Genomic DNA, 14,558 nt, shown 5'->3' on the forward strand with positions numbered 1-14,558 from the left:
GCGTTCCCCCGAGCGGCGTGCGTCAGCCCGACCGCCAACTGCGCGAGGCCGCGCCACAGCTCGGCCTCGGCGGCGGGCCCGGACTTCCAGGCGTCCTCGAACACCTCGTGCGCGTGGAACGGCATCCCCGCGTCCAGCAGCCGCTGAGCCTCCCGCACCGTCTCGGCCGGCGTGCGCAGCACGCCCTCCGGCTGCCGCGCCACGCCCTCCGCCCCGTAGGGCAGCGGCCGCCCCAGCCCGTCCCGCGGCCGCGCACTCCGCGCCCGCCCTTCCGCGTCCCGGTCCCGCCCCTGCCCCCGGTCCCGGTCCCCGCCGCCCGTCACATCCACACCCCTATCCTCCCCCGCCCGCCCCACCGGTGCGTGCGCACCCTCCGACGTGCGGTAATGTTCTTCCTGCACCGCCACCCGGGGAAAGCCCAGGTGAAGGCGCATCGGGACGTGGCGCAGCTTGGTAGCGCACTTGACTGGGGGTCAAGGGGTCGCAGGTTCAAATCCTGTCGTCCCGACTTGCGAATACGCAGGTCAGAGGCCGTATCGGAAGCATCCGATACGGCCTCAAGATCGTTTATGGGGACCAGTTGGGGACCATTCCGGTCCGAGCGGGTCAGGCAGCGGCCACTGCCGTGAGTGGCAGTGAACGAGGTGCACGGAGCACCATGAGGTGCGCAGACAGTGCGGCACCAGCTGCCGTTATCTGATCAGCGTCGGGGTGCAGGTAGCGCTGGGTGGTGGTCAGCGAGCCGTGTCCGGCGATCTTGCGTAGCACGTGCAGCGGGACGCCGGCGTCGGCGAACCAGGTCAGTCCGGTGTGGCGGAGGTCGTGCCGCCGGAGGTGCTCGAAGCCGAGCTCGGTGACGATGTCGTCCCAGTGCGTGGCATCGCGCAGGACCGCAGTGGAGATGCGTCCCCCGCGCGGTCCGAAGAAGATTCGGGCATCAGGGTCGTTGCCGACGGCCAAGAGCCGTTGGGCGACCATCGGCCGCACCTCTTCGATCAGTGGGACTTTGCGAGCGCGGGCGGCCGGGTCGAACTTTCGGTCGCAGACGTTCACCGTCCCGGTTTCCGCCACCGGCCGGCCTGCGTGATCTCCTCGGTGCTCGCGTCGTTCCGCCGTATCTGGGTGACATGACCAGCCCGCAGACTGTGCAAGTCGTATGCCGGCGGTTCCTTCCCGGCCGCTCGAGGTGCCGGTGCAGCATCGCGTGCAGCGCGTCGCCGCTCACGCCGGTCGTGTGGATCCGTGCGTCGAGGGGCGCATCGTCCTGGTCGGCCTTCGGTCGGCCACGGGCCCGTGCATCCGTCGGCGGATGTAGCTCCAGGCCGTGCGGCTGCACGGCCGCAGTGTCCCAAATCACCAAGACTGTCGGGCAGTTCGGATAGGATCGCAGGTATGGGAATTGACTGGGAAACCATGCTCGGCACAAGCGGGAACGGTCTCGACGAGGCGTACGACAGGGCGGTCTCCTCGGTCGTCCATGGCGAGATCTCGGAGGACGACCATCGGCCACTCCCGGTCGGCGAAGAGTCCGACGACACGGATGGCCTGCGCTGACCTGAGGGCGCACGCAGAGACTGCCCGATGAGCCGGGGTTGCTTGTTGGGCTTGGTCCGCTCTGGCGGGCATTGGGGATCAGAGGCTTCTGCCCCGTAATGAACCGGTGGTCAAGCGTGCCATCGGGAACCTCGCCTCGCCGTGTCCAGATGGGCGCGGCACGGGTGGCGAGAAGTTGCGCTCGGACGGCCCGGCGTCCGTCGCCGGCTTCTTCGGCGGGGCGCTGAGCCGGCCGGGGAATCGCGGGTCAGGCCGGCACAGCGGGAATCGACTTCGGCTTTCCGTTCGGGTGCAGACGCAACTGCTCCTCGCGGCCCTCGGTGCGTACTGCAGTGGCATCGTGCATCCGGCCTGGGTACCTCGCCGGCCGACCGGCCTGCCGATCATGGAGGGCGAGACTCCGAACAGGACGCGCGGGGGCGGCCGGCGGAGCCTGACCCCCGACGCTCCCCGATCACTCAGGCCCGGGCCGGTGCGCCCATCCTGACCTCCCGTGGTCTCCCCAGGGCACTCGGGAGCGGGGCGTGGTGATCGTGTCCCGCCTCGCTACGAACCCGCTCCGGCCGGCCGTTGGACCACCTTCCGCACCGGGTGGGCACCGCAACGCCCTGGAGTATTCCTGCACCGGGCGCGCCGGCGACGGCTACCGCTGCGACCACGCCCGCGTCTTCCGGCCCCTGGCACGCCACTTGGAGGACTGCCCGGTACGTGTATGAGCCGAGCCACGCGGCCCGACGTCGGCGGAGGACGCCTGGCTTCTGCGCAGGCTCAGCAGCTCTCGCAGTTGGGGGGCCCGGCCCAGCTCGCCGAGTTCGACTTGGCGGGCGAGGTGTCGGGCGACCCGGACCACCCGGGCATCGATCCCCAGCGCCAGGGCGAGTTCATAGTCCGTGCCGATCTGGATTTGCACGCTGAACCGGCTCGCCGCACTGGACCGGATGAAGGTCGGCGACTACGTCCAGTGCACCATCGGGCTGGGCGACCGTCTCGGCAAGCCGCTGGAAGCGCCCAGCAAGGCAGGGCAGATCACCGCACTGCGGACGTTCTTCCGGGACTGCCAGGAATGGGAGTGGCTGCCCCGCCGCTTCGACCCCCAGCGCGCGCTGGCCGTGCCCCGCAGCATCACCGCCCTCCTCGGCCCCGACCCCAGGGTGATCGCCGACGAGATCTGGGCCAAACTGCTGTGGGCCGGCCTGAACCTCGAACCCGCCGACCTGCCCCAGACCCGCTCCGGGCACTTCTACCCCTTCGAACTGGTCCGCGCGGTCACACTGACCTGGCTGTTCTCCGGGCAACGCAGCAACGAGATCGCCCGGCTGAAGGTGGGCTGCATCCGCTGGCAGCACGACGGGGCACCGATCGCCGGCGACTCGCAGCAGGTCCTGGCCCGCGACGCGGTCTGCCTGCTCGACGTCCCCACCCACAAGACCGGCACCGCCTTCACCAAACCGGTCGACCCGATCCTCTTGCCAGGCCGTCGACGCCTGGCAGGCCGCCCGCCCCGACCAGCCGAAGTTCACCGACCGCCGCACCGGCGAGCTGGTCGACCCGCTACTCGCCGTCCGGGCCCGCCGCGTCTCCACCAGCTACATCAACAACACCATCATCCCGATGCTCTGCCGCAAGGCCGGAGTCCCGGCCGCCGACGTCCGCGGCAACATCACCAGCCAGCTCTACAACGCCCAAGAACCGATGACCCTGTTCGAGCTGCAGGCCTGGCTCGGACACCGCTCCCCGCAATCAACCCAGTACTACGCGAAGATCACACCCAACACTCTGTCCAAGGCCTACTCCGAAGCCGGCTACTTCGAGCGCAACGTGCGCACCATCGAGGTCCTGGTCGACCGCGACGCGGTCGCCTCCGGCGCCGCCGCGGCCGGCGAACCCTGGCAGCACTACGACCTCGGACACGGCTACTGCGGCTACACCTTCTTCGAGCAGTGCCAGCACCGCATGGCCTGCGCGCGCTGCGACTTCTGCACCCCGAAGGAATCCACGAGATCCTAACTCCTTGAAGCCAAAAGCAATTTGCAGAAGATGGCCGTGTCCATCCCGCTCACCGACGACGAACGCGCCGCCGTAGACGACGGCCAAGCTGCCCTGGACCGTCTGCTTGAGCGGCTCGCCGACGTTCCGACGCCGGCCGGACCCACTCCGCGTGAGCTTGGCCTGCCTGCCGGCGCCGTACCACTACCGTTCTTTGAGACCGGGGCGCGGGTCCAGGACAGCAGCCGCCGGCCGTGTTGTCCGCCCCAGCCGCTAGGTTGAGCCGACTGACTCGAAGGGGGAGCCCATGACTGAGCATCCGGACATCGCAGCACTGGCCCAGGTCATGGTCCCGACCTTCGGAGTCGACGAGGCCCTGGACTGGCCCTCGGTTGAGGGCCAGCTGGACTGCCGGCTACCCAGCGACTACAAGGCGTTCATGTCGCTCTACGGCGGTGGAGGCATCGACGACCTGCTCAATGTCTTCCTCCCTTTGCATCAGGACGGTATCCAGTGGGATCCCGGTGCCATCGAGGACGAGGTCTCGGGCGCCCGCGCGACGTGGGAGCACACCCCGGTTCGACGACGCCCTGATCTTGACCCCGCTCACATCCTCCCCTGGGGCCAGACATCCGGACCTGATCTCCTGTGCTGGCTCACCACTGACCCCGATCCCGACCGCTGGCCGGTTCTGGTCTGGGGCCGGCACACCGCCGAATGCTGGACCCAGTTCGACTGCGGCATGGCCCGATTCCTCTTGCAAATCTTCACCTCTGATCTCGCCGCGTGCCCCCTGAGCGACGCCTCGCTCTGGGGCAGTACCTCTCCAAAATTCGTTCACTGGCGCGAGCAGCAGATCCGGTGGAAAGCCGGCCGGGATCCCTTCACCAACGAACCGGATCCCTACGCCGACATGTTCCCCCGCTGAGCAAAGCACGGTCGATGCCGGCGGCGAGGGTGTGCAGGCTGGGCAGGTCGTCCTGGCGGACCGCGTCGAGCCATTCCGGGAGCCGTTCGCCCTGGCGCTCGGTGAGCATTACGGCGAACGAGCGGACGTGCCGGGTCAGGGCGTCCAGCTCGGGGCACTGGGCCAGGACAGTCTTGAGCTGGAGCTGTTCGGCCTCGGACAGTGCCGTGGGCCGCCGGAGAATCCAACCGGCGACGGTGCGGGGCGACGGCGGCTGCGCGGTGACCGCCCGCGGTGCGGTCCGCTTCTGCCGCAGGTAGGCGCTGACGCGCTGGTAGCTCCCCTTGTAACCGAGTGGGGCGATCTCCTCCCAGAGCTTCCAGGCGTTGGTGCGGCCCTCGTTCCAGCGGTCGTCGAGGTAGGGCTTGTACTCGTCGAGGACGGACGGCCGGTTCTGCCACTGGCCCCGGAAGAGCTCCTCTGGGTTCGCGGCGTCGGCCAGGGCCTTGACCGTGCGGTAGGTCATGCCGAGCTGCCGTTGGACGGCGGGCTTGCTGTGGCCCGTGGCCAGCAGGGCGTGCACCGCCGCGTGCCGGGCCCGGGTGCGGTCGGCGAACCGCAGCGCGCACCTCGCCGTAGCGGAGACGGGCCAACCGAGAACCCTTCGCGAGAATCGCCGGCGTCCGCAGAAGCACCCGTCCTCCGTACTTGTGCGCGTACCAGCCGTCCCGAAGCCGTGCTGCCGCCGTTGTCCCGCCAGGGCCGGCGCGGATCTGCCCAGAGCAAGGGCTCTGCAATCCGCTGGGTGGTCTGCAAGTGAAGACAAGTCGGTCTTACGGGCAGTTTGGGCCATCCCCGCCCCGGAGGCCCGTCGCGGTGTCACGATCGCAGTCATGACGACTTCCCCGCCGGATGCGGCACCAGGCTGGGACGACCTGCTCCGCACGGGCACGGGCCCGGTACAGCAGACGTTCCTGGACCTTGTCAGGACCACGCGAGCGTACGTGGGCTACAGCCCGGACCTGGTCTCGGGACTCTTGCAGACGCCGGGGTACGCGGCGGCCGTACTGCGTCTCGTCGTGGACTTCTACGGCACCCCGGACGACATCGAGGCAGGGGTGGCTGCCCGTACGGCTCGCGCGCAGTACATCGGTCAGGACGGCCGGACGTTCCACATCCTGCTCGGCGAACAGGCGCTGCGTACCAACCTCGGCGGCCCTGAGGTCATGCAGGACCAGCTTCAGCGTCTACTGGACGCGACGAACCTGCCGGGCCTGACCCTGGGGATCATCCCGGCCCAGGCCCGCCTCTTGGTCCATCCAGGTGGCGGGTTCTCGATCTTCGATGGCAACAGGGTCGAGGTAGAGGGGTACCGCGGGGCCGAGACGATCACGGACGAGGGCCGGGTTGCCTTGTTCCGCAAGGCGTTCGGACTCCTCCAACCCTCCGCTGTCTACGGCGAGCCTGTACGGGACCTGATCACGGCGGTGATGGCGACGGCCGGACGCTGCTGTTGATCAGAAACTCATGGGGTTCACTCGTCGAGGATGTAGTGGTGAACTGTTCCGTCGCCCGTGGCGCATCACCCAGACCCTGCCCGAGGTGCGCCTGGCCGACGGCTTGCCGTCCCCAGCGAGGCGTCCGTCGGCCGATCGGCGTCAGTTCGCCGGCTTCCGTGCGTCGATCTCGGCGATCAGCTCCTCGATCAGAGCCTTGATTTCGTCCCGGATGGGTCGGACGGCTTCGACGCCCTGGCCGGCCGGGTCCTCGAGCTGCCAGTCGAGGTAGGTCTTGCCGGGGAAGTACGGGCAGGCGTCGCCGCAGCCCATGGTGATGATGTAGTCGGAGGCCTGGGCGGCCTCGGGGGTGAGGACCTTCGGGGTCTGGTCGGAGATGTCGATGCCCAGCTCGGCCATGGCGGCCACTGCGGAGGGGTTGATCTGGTCCCCGGGCATCGAGCCGGCGGAGCGGACCTCGACGCGGTCGCCCGCGAGGTGGCGCAGGAACCCGGCCGCCATCTGGGAGCGGCCTGCGTTGTGGATGCAGACGAACAGGACGGACGCGAGCGGGTTCGCGGGCATCGGCTCTTCCTTGGGGTGGCTGGCACGGCTATGTCGCCACCGTCATCCGGCGGCATGGTTCAGTCAGGGCTGGTATCAGCCTTCGATGATGTGACAGTATCAGCGGATGATGACGTCAGTCGACACTGATCTGATCCGGGTTCTGGCCGACCCGCTCAGGCTCCAGATCGTGACCCTCCTCGCCCGCGAGACGCTCTGCACCACCCACCTCGTGGAAGAGACGGGTGCGAAGCAGACGAACCTCTCCAACCACATGAAGGTGCTGCGGGAAGCGGGGGTCGTGGATACGGAGCCATGCGGGAGGTACATCTACTACCGCCTGCGCCCGGAAGTCATCGAAGCCCTCGCCGGTCAGTTCGCCGATCTCGCCCGGACCGCGCGAGCCACCGCCGAAGCGAACCTCAAGCGGTCCTGCCCATAGGCCCTCGCGGCCTCGTCCGCCCTGCCTCACCTGCCCGAGGAGAACCTGCCTTGACCGCCACCGAGCCCGCCGTGAGCGACGCCACAGCCGCCGACGCGCCGCCGCAGCCCGCGCCCGGCGCGACACCGCCCCGTACCCCGCTGATCGCCCGCGCGGCCGCCGAGCTGGTCGGCACCGCCGCCCTGGTCGCGATCGTGGTCGGCTCCGGCATCCAGGCCGCCGAGCTCACCGACGACGTCGCGCTGCAACTGCTGGCCAACTCCACCGCCACCGTCTTCGGTCTCGGCGTCCTGATCGCCCTCCTCGGGCCGGTCTCCGGCGCCCACTTCAACCCGGCCGTCACCCTGGCCGAGTGGTGGACCGCCCGCCGCGGCGGCGCCGGCGTGAACGCCCGCGAGCTCGCCGTCTACATGCCCTCGCAGATCGCCGGCGCGATCGCGGGCGCGATCCTCGCCGACGCGATGTTCGGCGAGCCGCTGGTGAAGTGGTCGCAGCACGACCGCTCCGCCGGCAACCTCCTCCTGGGCGAGGTCGTCGCCACCGCGGGCCTGATCCTGCTCATCTTCGGCCTCGCGCGTACGGACAGGCTCCGCTTCGCCCCGGTCGCGGTCGCCTCGTACATCGGCGCCGCTTACTGGTTCACCTCCTCGACCTCCTTCGCCAACCCGGCCGTCACGATCGGCCGAGCCTTCACCGACACGTTCGCGGGCATCGCCCCGTCCTCGGTGCCCGGCTTCGTCGCCATGCAGCTGATCGGTGCCGTTGTGGGTCTGGCGTTGGTGGCGGTCGTTTTCATGCCCGGCAGGACCCACTCCGGGACGCCCGCGGCATGACGCGGAGCACCGACGTGGTGGTGATCGGCGGCGGCCAGTCCGGGCTCGCCGCCGGCTACCACCTGCGCCGTCTGGGTATCGAGCACGTCATCCTCGACGCCCGGACGGCGCCCGGCGGGGCCTGGCAGCACGCCTGGGACTCCCTGCGCCTGTTCTCCCCGGCCCAGTACTCGTCCCTGCCAGGCAGGCTGATGCCGGTCCAGGAAGGCGAGCTCTACCCGGACGCTGCCCACGTGGTCGGCTACCTCGCCGACTACGAGAAGCGGTACGAACTGCCCGTCCAGCGCGGGGTGTGGGTCTCCGCGGTCCACCGCGACGGCGACCGCCTCCGCGTGGAGTCCGACGGCGGCGACTGGCAGGCCCGCGCGGTCATCAGCGCCACCGGCACCTGGACCCGCCCCTTCATCCCGTCCGTCCCCGGCCGTCGGGAGTTCGCGGGCCGCCAGCTCCACACGGTGCAGTACAAGAGCCCCGCCGAGTTCGCCGGCCGGCGGGTGGTCGTCGTGGGAGGCGGGAACTCCGGAGCGCAGATCGCCGCCGACCTCGCCCACGCCGGGCTCGAGCTGACCTGGGTCACCCAGCGCCCGCCCCGCTTCCTCGCCGACGACATCGACGGCCGGGCCCTCTTCGACCACGCCACTGCCCGCCGCCGCGCGCTGGACGAAGGCCGCACCGACACCGGCGGCGTCGCATCCCTCGGCGACATCGTCGCCGTCCCGCCCGTACGCGCCGCCCGCGACGCCGGACTCATGACCGCGACGCCGATGTTCAGTCGGCTCACCCCGACTGGCGTGGAGTGGGCAGACGGCACTGCCGCAGATGTCGACGCGGTCATCTGGTGCACCGGCTTCCGACCCGCACTCGCCCCCTGCTCGGCCCTGCGTCTGCGCGGCACCCGCGGGCATGTCACCATGGCCGGTACCCAGGCCGTGGACGAACCTCGCCTGCACCTCCTCGGCTACGGCGACTGAACCGGCCCCGCCTCCGCCACCCTCATCGGCGTCGGCCGCCCCGCCCGCGATGCCGCGCGGCAGATCCGCTACCTGCTGACCTGACCCCGCCCCGCTCAGCGGGCAGAAGGAACCGAAGGGCCGGCGAGTCAGCCGTGCCGGGCCGGCTTGTACGCGGAGACGAGCAGGCCTCGATCCGCCGGGGAGCGCGACCGGCACCACGACGAGGCTCATCGCCTTGTCGAGGATGACCGCCGATGCCGCCGCCCGGTACTCGTCGGGACCTCTGAGCCACAGCAGCGGCCGCCCTGCCCGGCCCCCGCCGCCGCTGCCTGGCGAACTTGTGCCGGCGTACGTCGATTTACGTCAGGACGGGGCTGCGGCGCTCCAGCAGGATCACGTCCCGCCAGACCCCGTGGTGGCGGCCGATCCGTTCGCGTGTGCCGATGACCCTGAACCCGGCCCGCGCATGCAGGGCGAGGCTGGCGGTGTTCTCGGGGAAGATCCCGGACTGGATCGTCCAGATCCCCACCGCCTCCGTGGAAGCGATCAGCGCTTCCAAGAGGGCTCGGGCGACGCCGCGGCCGCGGGCGTCAGGGTGGACGTACACGGAGTGCTCGACCACACCCGCGTACGCGCACCGGTCGGAGACCGCGCTGGCTGCCACCCAGCCCAGCACCCGGCCGTCGTCGTCGTCGAGGGCGACGAAGCGGTGCCCCGGCAGCTTGGCCTTGTCGAACGAGGCCCAGTCAGGGGCCTCCGTCTCGAACGTCGCGTTGCCCTCGTCGATCCCCGCCTGGTAGATGCCCAGTACCTGCTCGGCATGCTCCGGGAGCAGTTCCTCGACCCGCACTCCGCTCACGCCGCCTTCGCGGCGCCGGCCAGCAGCGCGCCCATGGCGGCGAGCACGGACGGCTCGACCCGGTAGTAGACCCACGTACCGCGGCGTTCCGAGGACAGCAGCCCGGCCTCCTTCAGCTTCTTGAGGTGGTGGGAGACGGTGGGCTGGGAGACACCGACGTCGGAGATGTCGCACACGCACGCCTCGCCGCCCTCGTGGGAGGCGACGGCGGAGAACAGGCGCAGGCGGACAGGGTCGCCGAGGGCCTTGAACATCTTCGCCGCGACCTCCGCCTCGTCCGCGGACATGGGGCGCTCGGTCAGCGGGGGGCAGCAGGGCGCGACGGCTTCGGGCTCCAGGAGCGGCAGTACCTTCGCATTCGACATACGTCTATGTTGACACATGTCGAACTAGGGCGGCAGGGGGTGTTTCAAGTGCGGGCCAGATGGCGGTCAGGCGGCGCGCTGCCCGGATGGCGTCCCGGCCCACGCCGCGCAGGGCTGCGGACGCCGGCCCCGACTGCCCGCCTCCGATGACGACAGCTTGCACGTGCTCCACAGCGGCTCCCACCAATTAGATGGTTGTCTATGTTGACGTTTATCGATACAGGTGCCATGCTGATCGCCGTAAGCCATAGACAAACGTCGAAACACCAGGGAGTCGTCGTCATGAACGAGCCGGTCGCCCCCAGCCCGAACTCTGCCGAGGCGGTGGCTTCCTGTTGCGGCCCCGCCTCGGCCACGCCCACCACAAAGGTGGCTCCCGCTGAGGCCTCACCGTGCTGTGGCACCCGCGAAGGCGCGGAAGCCGCCGGCGCCTGCTGCGACCCGCAGTCCAGGCGCGAGGCCGTCGCCACCGGCGCCGGCTGCTGCTGACCACCCGAAGCCCTGCCCCGTCCGCCCGCCGTAGGAAGACCCGGAGACCTGTCATGAGCGAGAACACCACCGAGCTGCCCGTCGTCGTCATCGGGGCCGGCCCCGCCGGACTCGCGGCCGCCGCCCACCTCGTCGACCGCGGCCTCGAACCCCTCGTCCTGGAAGCCGGAACCACCGCCGGATCCGCCGTCCGCGAGTGGGCCCACGTGCGGCTGTTCTCCCGCTGGGGCGAGGTCGTCGACCCGGCCGCCGAGAAGCTCCTCGCCCCGACCGGCTGGGTCAAGCCCGACGAGGACACGTACCCCTCCGGCGGGGACTGGGCCGACCTCTACCTCCAGCCCCTGGCCGACGCCCTGGGAGAGCGGGTGCGCTACGACGCCCGCGTCACCGGCGTCTCCCGCACCGGCCGTGACCGCATCGTCGACGCCGACCGCGAGGCCCAGCCCTTCGTCGTCCACTACGAGAACACCGACGGCCGCGAGCACCGAGTACGGACCCGCGCGGTCATCGACGCCTCCGGCACCTGGTCCACCCCCAGTCCCGCCGGCGGCAGCGGACTCGCCGCCCTCGGCGAGAAGGCCGCCGCGGACCGCGTCACCTACCGCGTCCCGGACCTGAAGGACCCCGCCGTCCGTGCCCGGTACGCGGGCAAGCGCACCGCGGTCATCGGCTCCGGCGCCTCCGCCTTCACCGCCCTCGCCTACCTCGCCGATCTCGCCAAGTCCGAGGACGGCCAGGGCACGCACGCGGTGTGGATCCTGCGCCGTGGGATCTCCGGCTCCACCTTCGGCGGCGGCGAGGCCGACCAGCTCCCCGCGCGCGGCGCCCTCGGTCTCGCAGCGAAGGCCGCCGTCGACGGCGGCTACGCCGACGCGGTCACCGGCTTCCGTACCGACGCCTTCGAGCGCACCGAAGACGGCCGTGTGATCCTCTTCGGCGAGGACGGCCGGCGCCTGGACCCGGTGGACGAGGTCATCGTCCTCACCGGCCTCCGCCCCGACCTGTCGTTCCTGGACGAACTCCGCCTGGCTCTCGACGAGCGCCTCCAGGCCCCGGTCGAGCTGGCCCCGCTCATCGACCCCAACCAGCACTCCTGCGGCACGGTCTACCCGCACGGCGTGAACGAGCTCTCCCACCCGGAGAAGGACGTCTACCTCGTCGGCATGAAGTCCTACGGCCGCGCCCCGACCTTCCTCGCCATGACCGGCTACGAGCAGGTCCGCTCCATCGCCGCCCACCTCGCCGGCGACCGCGAAGCCGCCGAGCGCGTCGAACTCACCCTCCCCGAGACCGGAGTCTGCGGTGGCGCGGGCCTCTTCGACGACCCCGCAGCCGCCGAGGAGACCGGCGGCGGGTGCTGCGGCGCCCCGGCCACCCTCACCATCGGTGCCGCGCCCGCTTCCTCCGGCGGCGGCTGCTGAGGTGAGCAACCTCCAAAGCGGTGTGGCCGCGACCGGGACGGGGGTCCGGTCGCGGCCACGCGCCGTCCTGCCCGCGCTCTGCCTCACCCAGATCACCAGCTGGGGCATTGTCTACTACGCCTTCCCCGTTTTGAACCCGGCCATCACCGCCGACACGGGCTGGAGCGCGGGCGTGACCACCGCAGCGTTCTCCGCCGCCCTCGTCGTCTCCGCCGTAGCGGGGATCTACGTGGGCCGCGTCCTGGATCACCGCGGCCCCCGCACTGTCATGACCGCAGGCTCCGTCCTGGCTTCGCTGAGCCTGCTGGTGATCGCCGCAGCCCCCAACCTGCCCGCCTTTTTCGTGGGATGGCTGCTCGCCGGAGCGGCGATGGCCGCCATCTTCTACCAGCCCGCCTTCGCCGCCCTCACCCGCTGGTGGGCCCCCGACCACATCCGCGCACTCACCATCGTCACCCTCGCCGGCGGACTCGCCTCCACCGTCTTTGCACCTCTGACCGCGATACTCGCCGACCACATGTCCTGGCGCGCCACCTACACGGTCCTTGCCGGAATCCTCGCGGTGCTGACCGTCCCGGCCCACGCAATCGCCCTCAAAGCCCCCTGGCCACCGGCCCCTCCGAGCCCGCCGCACGTCACCGGCGGGCACGAACACGTCGTGCGCAGCCGCGCGTTCTGGACGCTGGCCGTCACCTTCACCCTGTCCGCGTTCGCCATGTACGCCGTCGTCATCGGCCTCGTCCCCCTCCTGATCGAACGCGGCTGCACCACCACCCAGGCCGCATGGGCCCTCGGCCTCGGCGGCGCCGGCCAGACCCTCGGACGGACCCTGTACGCGACCCTCGCCCGGCGCCTGGGTGTCACCGCCCGTACCGTCACCCTGATCGCGCTCGGCGCCCTCACCACTGCAGCCCTCGCCGCCGTGGGCGGTCCGTACGCCGTACTCGTCGCCATGTCCGTCTTCGCCGGGGTGATCCGCGGCAACCTCACCCTCCTGCAAGCCACCGCCGTCACCGACCGCTGGGGCACCACCCATTACGGCCGGCTCTCCGGCCTCCTCGGCGCACCGGCCCACGCAGCCGCTGCCCTCGCCCCCTTCGCCGGCGCAGTCCTGGCCGGCCCCCTCGGCGGTTACCCCGCACTCTTCGCACTGCTGGCCGTCCTTTCAACCGCTGCCGCGGTCACGGCGTTCGGGGCCCGCACAGAACAGGTGCCAGGGCGTGCTGGCGGGACGGCCGGCTTCTTCGCGTGCCTGGCGGATCCAGACACGAGGTCACGGAGGGGCCGAGCAAGCTGGTCGGGTTCGCTTGGCCGGTTCGGCAAGCTCAACGGACGAAACCACAGACATTGGCGGGCGGGCACGGCCTGCCACCGCCGGGGTCGGTGGTGAGCGCAATCAGGAAGAACACCGCCACCATCAGCAAAAAGCCGCCTATGGCGACCCACAGCGCATTGCGGCCCCACCAAGCCGTCATCTTCTCGCGCCGGATGCGGCGAGCCGAGCCGGCCGCGTCGTGACGGTCACCCGTCATGCTTCCCCCCAGGATTGCTCACTCCGTGGACATGAGTACCCGGGCTATTCCCACCTCTGCCCGACGGCATGCGAATCGCCCGGGACAGTTCACCCCCCGTACCCGTCGGCGGGCGCCGCGGTACCGGCGCGGGCGCGTACATCGTCGCGCCGGTCCGGCCGGCGCCCGGCTGCCTCCACCGCCATCCGCAGGCGGAGTTCGCCGTGCCGGGTCCGCAGGGCGGCCGCCGTGACGTCGCCGAGCACGCCGAGCATGGCGCCGGCCGCCTGCGAGGCCCCGTAACCCGCCACGCGATGGCCTTGGGAGATGGCTCTCTGCACGGTGCCACCCGCGAGAGTGCTGACGCGGTTCTCGGACCCGCGGCGGGAGCGCCGTAGGAAATCGGCGAAACGCGTTCTCACATGCAGGAGGGTGAGTCCGCGCCACCCGCACGACCCGCAGGTCCGAGGCCCACGGGTGCCGGGACGAGACGGGGGTAGGGGTCCAGGTCCAGAAGGCGCGGCTGACGTAGGAGTAGTCGCTCTCGACCTTGGCCGGGGTGACGAGGCGGGCGTGGGCGAGGATCCGGGTCAGGTGGGGGGACTGCTCCAGCGCCCGGTGGTAGACGGCGTCGATGAAGTACCGGAAGGCGGTGGTGCCTTCGCGGCCGTCGCGGGTGGTCCAGGTGGCTTCCGTCGCCCGGCCGGCCGGCAGCGCGACCTGGCGGACGCTGGTCTCCTGCCGTACGAGGGCGCCCTGGCTGCGGGCGTGGTTCAGCAGCAGGTGGTCGAACTCCCCGCGGACGACCTGGAAGCTGTAGGGGGCGGGCCGGTGGGGCTCGTCGAAGCCCAGGGACCACTCCTCGCCGCCCCAGCCGTAGAAGGCGCCGGTCTTGCGGACGAAGCCGTGCCCCTCGACGACCTCGCGCGCGCCCATCGCGTCGAGGACGGGGAGCAGCGACGGCAGTAGCGACTCGCCGATGTGGTACCGGTGGAAGCGGTCCCGCTCCAGCACCGTCACTTCGAAGCCCTGCCGCGCGAGGAGAGCGGCCGCCGTGGCCCCGCCGGGACCGCCGCCGGCGATCAGGATCTCGGTCCGCTCGCGCATGTCACTCCCGGGGAAAAGGTTTCGGCATCGCTGTCGGTGACAGGATGATTACCGTGACCAGTGAAGGGCGG

At 70.8% G+C, this 14,558-nt stretch carries 15 protein-coding genes, 1 tRNA gene and 2 pseudogenes; 10 read left to right on the forward strand and 8 right to left on the reverse strand.

Translation table 11 applies throughout. The annotated features are described in order from the left end of the window. A partial coding sequence (locus GPJ59_RS12230; RefSeq protein ID WP_308120260.1) for a DUF309 domain-containing protein occupies window positions 1–329 on the reverse strand: 329 nt, incomplete at its 3' end. A 105-nt stretch (window positions 330–434) separates the two neighbouring features. On the opposite strand from GPJ59_RS12230, the gene GPJ59_RS12235 reads away from it, so the two are divergent. Then, window positions 435–508: transfer RNA gene (locus tag GPJ59_RS12235), tRNA-Pro, on the forward strand. A gap of 98 nt (window positions 509–606) precedes the next feature. On the opposite strand, the gene GPJ59_RS12240 is transcribed toward GPJ59_RS12235, so the two are convergent. Further along, on the reverse strand, window positions 607–978 hold the full coding sequence (locus GPJ59_RS12240; RefSeq protein WP_374200841.1) for a tyrosine-type recombinase/integrase: 372 nt from the start codon (window positions 976–978) through the stop codon (window positions 607–609). Window positions 979–1,392: 414 nt separating this feature from the next. On the opposite strand from GPJ59_RS12240, the gene GPJ59_RS12245 reads away from it, so the two are divergent. Further along, the gene (locus GPJ59_RS12245; protein WP_219667081.1) at window positions 1,393–1,554 is read left to right on the forward strand and encodes a hypothetical protein; all 162 of its coding nucleotides are present in this window, start codon (window positions 1,393–1,395) and stop codon (window positions 1,552–1,554) included. 748 nt (window positions 1,555–2,302) lie between these two features. On the opposite strand, the pseudogene GPJ59_RS38885 reads toward GPJ59_RS12245, so the two are convergent. After that, window positions 2,303–2,482: pseudogene (locus GPJ59_RS38885) on the reverse strand (AAA family ATPase); the annotation flags it as partial. Between the two features lie 683 nt (window positions 2,483–3,165). Here GPJ59_RS38885 and GPJ59_RS37335 point away from each other — a divergent pair. Then, window positions 3,166–3,561: a hypothetical protein gene (locus tag GPJ59_RS37335; protein ID WP_258024282.1), complete on the forward strand. Its 396-nt coding sequence runs from the start codon at window positions 3,166–3,168 to the stop codon at window positions 3,559–3,561. A 286-nt stretch (window positions 3,562–3,847) separates the two neighbouring features. Then, window positions 3,848–4,468, forward strand: a complete 621-nt coding sequence (locus tag GPJ59_RS12255; protein ID WP_219667083.1) for an SMI1/KNR4 family protein — start codon at window positions 3,848–3,850, stop codon at window positions 4,466–4,468. On the opposite strand, the gene GPJ59_RS12260 is transcribed toward GPJ59_RS12255, so the two are convergent. Next, on the reverse strand, window positions 4,425–5,030 hold the full coding sequence (locus GPJ59_RS12260; RefSeq protein WP_219667084.1) for a hypothetical protein: 606 nt from the start codon (window positions 5,028–5,030) through the stop codon (window positions 4,425–4,427). The genes GPJ59_RS12255 and GPJ59_RS12260 overlap by 44 nt on opposite strands. Before the next feature lie 310 nt (window positions 5,031–5,340). Between GPJ59_RS12260 and GPJ59_RS12265 the strand changes: the two genes are divergently transcribed. Next, window positions 5,341–5,964, forward strand: coding sequence for a DUF5753 domain-containing protein (locus GPJ59_RS12265; RefSeq protein ID WP_219667085.1), 624 nt, complete (start codon window positions 5,341–5,343; stop codon window positions 5,962–5,964). A 141-nt stretch (window positions 5,965–6,105) separates the two neighbouring features. Here the strand turns inward: GPJ59_RS12265 and GPJ59_RS12270 are convergent, their stop codons facing one another. Beyond that, window positions 6,106–6,528, reverse strand: a complete 423-nt coding sequence (locus GPJ59_RS12270) for an arsenate reductase ArsC (protein ID WP_219667087.1) — start codon at window positions 6,526–6,528, stop codon at window positions 6,106–6,108. 106 nt (window positions 6,529–6,634) lie between these two features. Here GPJ59_RS12270 and GPJ59_RS12275 point away from each other — a divergent pair, with 106 nt between their 5' ends. From GPJ59_RS12275 to GPJ59_RS12285, 3 genes and pseudogenes are all read left to right on the forward strand, one after another. Beyond that, the gene (locus GPJ59_RS12275; protein ID WP_219667090.1) at window positions 6,635–6,949 is read left to right on the forward strand and encodes an ArsR/SmtB family transcription factor; all 315 of its coding nucleotides are present in this window, start codon (window positions 6,635–6,637) and stop codon (window positions 6,947–6,949) included. A 50-nt stretch (window positions 6,950–6,999) separates the two neighbouring features. Then, on the forward strand, window positions 7,000–7,782 hold the full coding sequence (locus GPJ59_RS12280) for an aquaporin (RefSeq protein WP_219667092.1): 783 nt from the start codon (window positions 7,000–7,002) through the stop codon (window positions 7,780–7,782). Then, a pseudogene (locus GPJ59_RS12285) lies at window positions 7,779–8,837 on the forward strand (ArsO family NAD(P)H-dependent flavin-containing monooxygenase). The gene GPJ59_RS12280 and the pseudogene GPJ59_RS12285 overlap by 4 nt, the downstream one beginning before the upstream one ends. A 256-nt stretch (window positions 8,838–9,093) precedes the next feature. On the opposite strand, the gene GPJ59_RS12290 reads toward GPJ59_RS12285, so the two are convergent. Both GPJ59_RS12290 and GPJ59_RS12295 read right to left on the reverse strand, forming a co-directional pair. Further along, window positions 9,094–9,594, reverse strand: a complete 501-nt coding sequence (locus GPJ59_RS12290) for a GNAT family N-acetyltransferase (protein WP_219667093.1) — start codon at window positions 9,592–9,594, stop codon at window positions 9,094–9,096. Beyond that, a complete protein-coding gene (locus GPJ59_RS12295) occupies window positions 9,591–9,959 on the reverse strand; it encodes an ArsR/SmtB family transcription factor (RefSeq protein WP_219667096.1) in 369 nt (122 codons plus the stop codon). The genes GPJ59_RS12290 and GPJ59_RS12295 overlap by 4 nt, the downstream gene beginning before the upstream one ends. Window positions 9,960–10,501: 542 nt before the next feature. Between GPJ59_RS12295 and GPJ59_RS12300 the strand changes: the two genes are divergently transcribed. Both GPJ59_RS12300 and GPJ59_RS12305 read left to right on the forward strand, forming a co-directional pair. Then, window positions 10,502–11,869: an NAD(P)-binding domain-containing protein gene (locus GPJ59_RS12300; protein WP_219667097.1), complete on the forward strand. Its 1,368-nt coding sequence runs from the start codon at window positions 10,502–10,504 to the stop codon at window positions 11,867–11,869. Between the two features lies 1 nt (window position 11,870). Then, window positions 11,871–13,259 (forward strand): MFS transporter, encoded by a 1,389-nt coding sequence (locus GPJ59_RS12305; RefSeq protein ID WP_219667099.1) that lies wholly within the window; start codon window positions 11,871–11,873, stop codon window positions 13,257–13,259. Window positions 13,260–13,419: 160 nt separating this feature from the next. Here the strand turns inward: GPJ59_RS12305 and GPJ59_RS12310 are convergent, their stop codons facing one another. After that, window positions 13,420–14,487: an NAD(P)/FAD-dependent oxidoreductase gene (locus tag GPJ59_RS12310; protein ID WP_219667100.1), complete on the reverse strand. Its 1,068-nt coding sequence runs from the start codon at window positions 14,485–14,487 to the stop codon at window positions 13,420–13,422. Between the last annotated feature and the right edge of the window lie 71 nt (window positions 14,488–14,558).

Origin of the sequence: Streptomyces bambusae (assembly GCF_019400985.1) — a bacterium.
GTDB classification, from domain to species: Bacteria; Actinomycetota; Actinomycetes; order Streptomycetales; family Streptomycetaceae; genus Streptomyces; species Streptomyces bambusae_A.

Coding starts and splice junctions, on each gene's coding strand:
- GPJ59_RS12240 (WP_374200841.1), bottom strand. CDS start 978: ATGGTCGCCCAACGGCTCTTGGCCGTCGGCAACGACCCTGATGCCCGA.
- GPJ59_RS12245 (WP_219667081.1), top strand. CDS start 1,393: ATGGGAATTGACTGGGAAACCATGCTCGGCACAAGCGGGAACGGTCTC.
- GPJ59_RS37335 (WP_258024282.1), top strand. CDS start 3,166: ATGCTCTGCCGCAAGGCCGGAGTCCCGGCCGCCGACGTCCGCGGCAAC.
- GPJ59_RS12255 (WP_219667083.1), top strand. CDS start 3,848: ATGACTGAGCATCCGGACATCGCAGCACTGGCCCAGGTCATGGTCCCG.
- GPJ59_RS12265 (WP_219667085.1), top strand. CDS start 5,341: ATGACGACTTCCCCGCCGGATGCGGCACCAGGCTGGGACGACCTGCTC.
- GPJ59_RS12270 (WP_219667087.1), bottom strand. CDS start 6,528: ATGCCCGCGAACCCGCTCGCGTCCGTCCTGTTCGTCTGCATCCACAAC.
- GPJ59_RS12275 (WP_219667090.1), top strand. CDS start 6,635: ATGATGACGTCAGTCGACACTGATCTGATCCGGGTTCTGGCCGACCCG.
- GPJ59_RS12295 (WP_219667096.1), bottom strand. CDS start 9,959: ATGTCGAATGCGAAGGTACTGCCGCTCCTGGAGCCCGAAGCCGTCGCG.
- GPJ59_RS12300 (WP_219667097.1), top strand. CDS start 10,502: ATGAGCGAGAACACCACCGAGCTGCCCGTCGTCGTCATCGGGGCCGGC.
- GPJ59_RS12310 (WP_219667100.1), bottom strand. CDS start 14,487: ATGCGCGAGCGGACCGAGATCCTGATCGCCGGCGGCGGTCCCGGCGGG.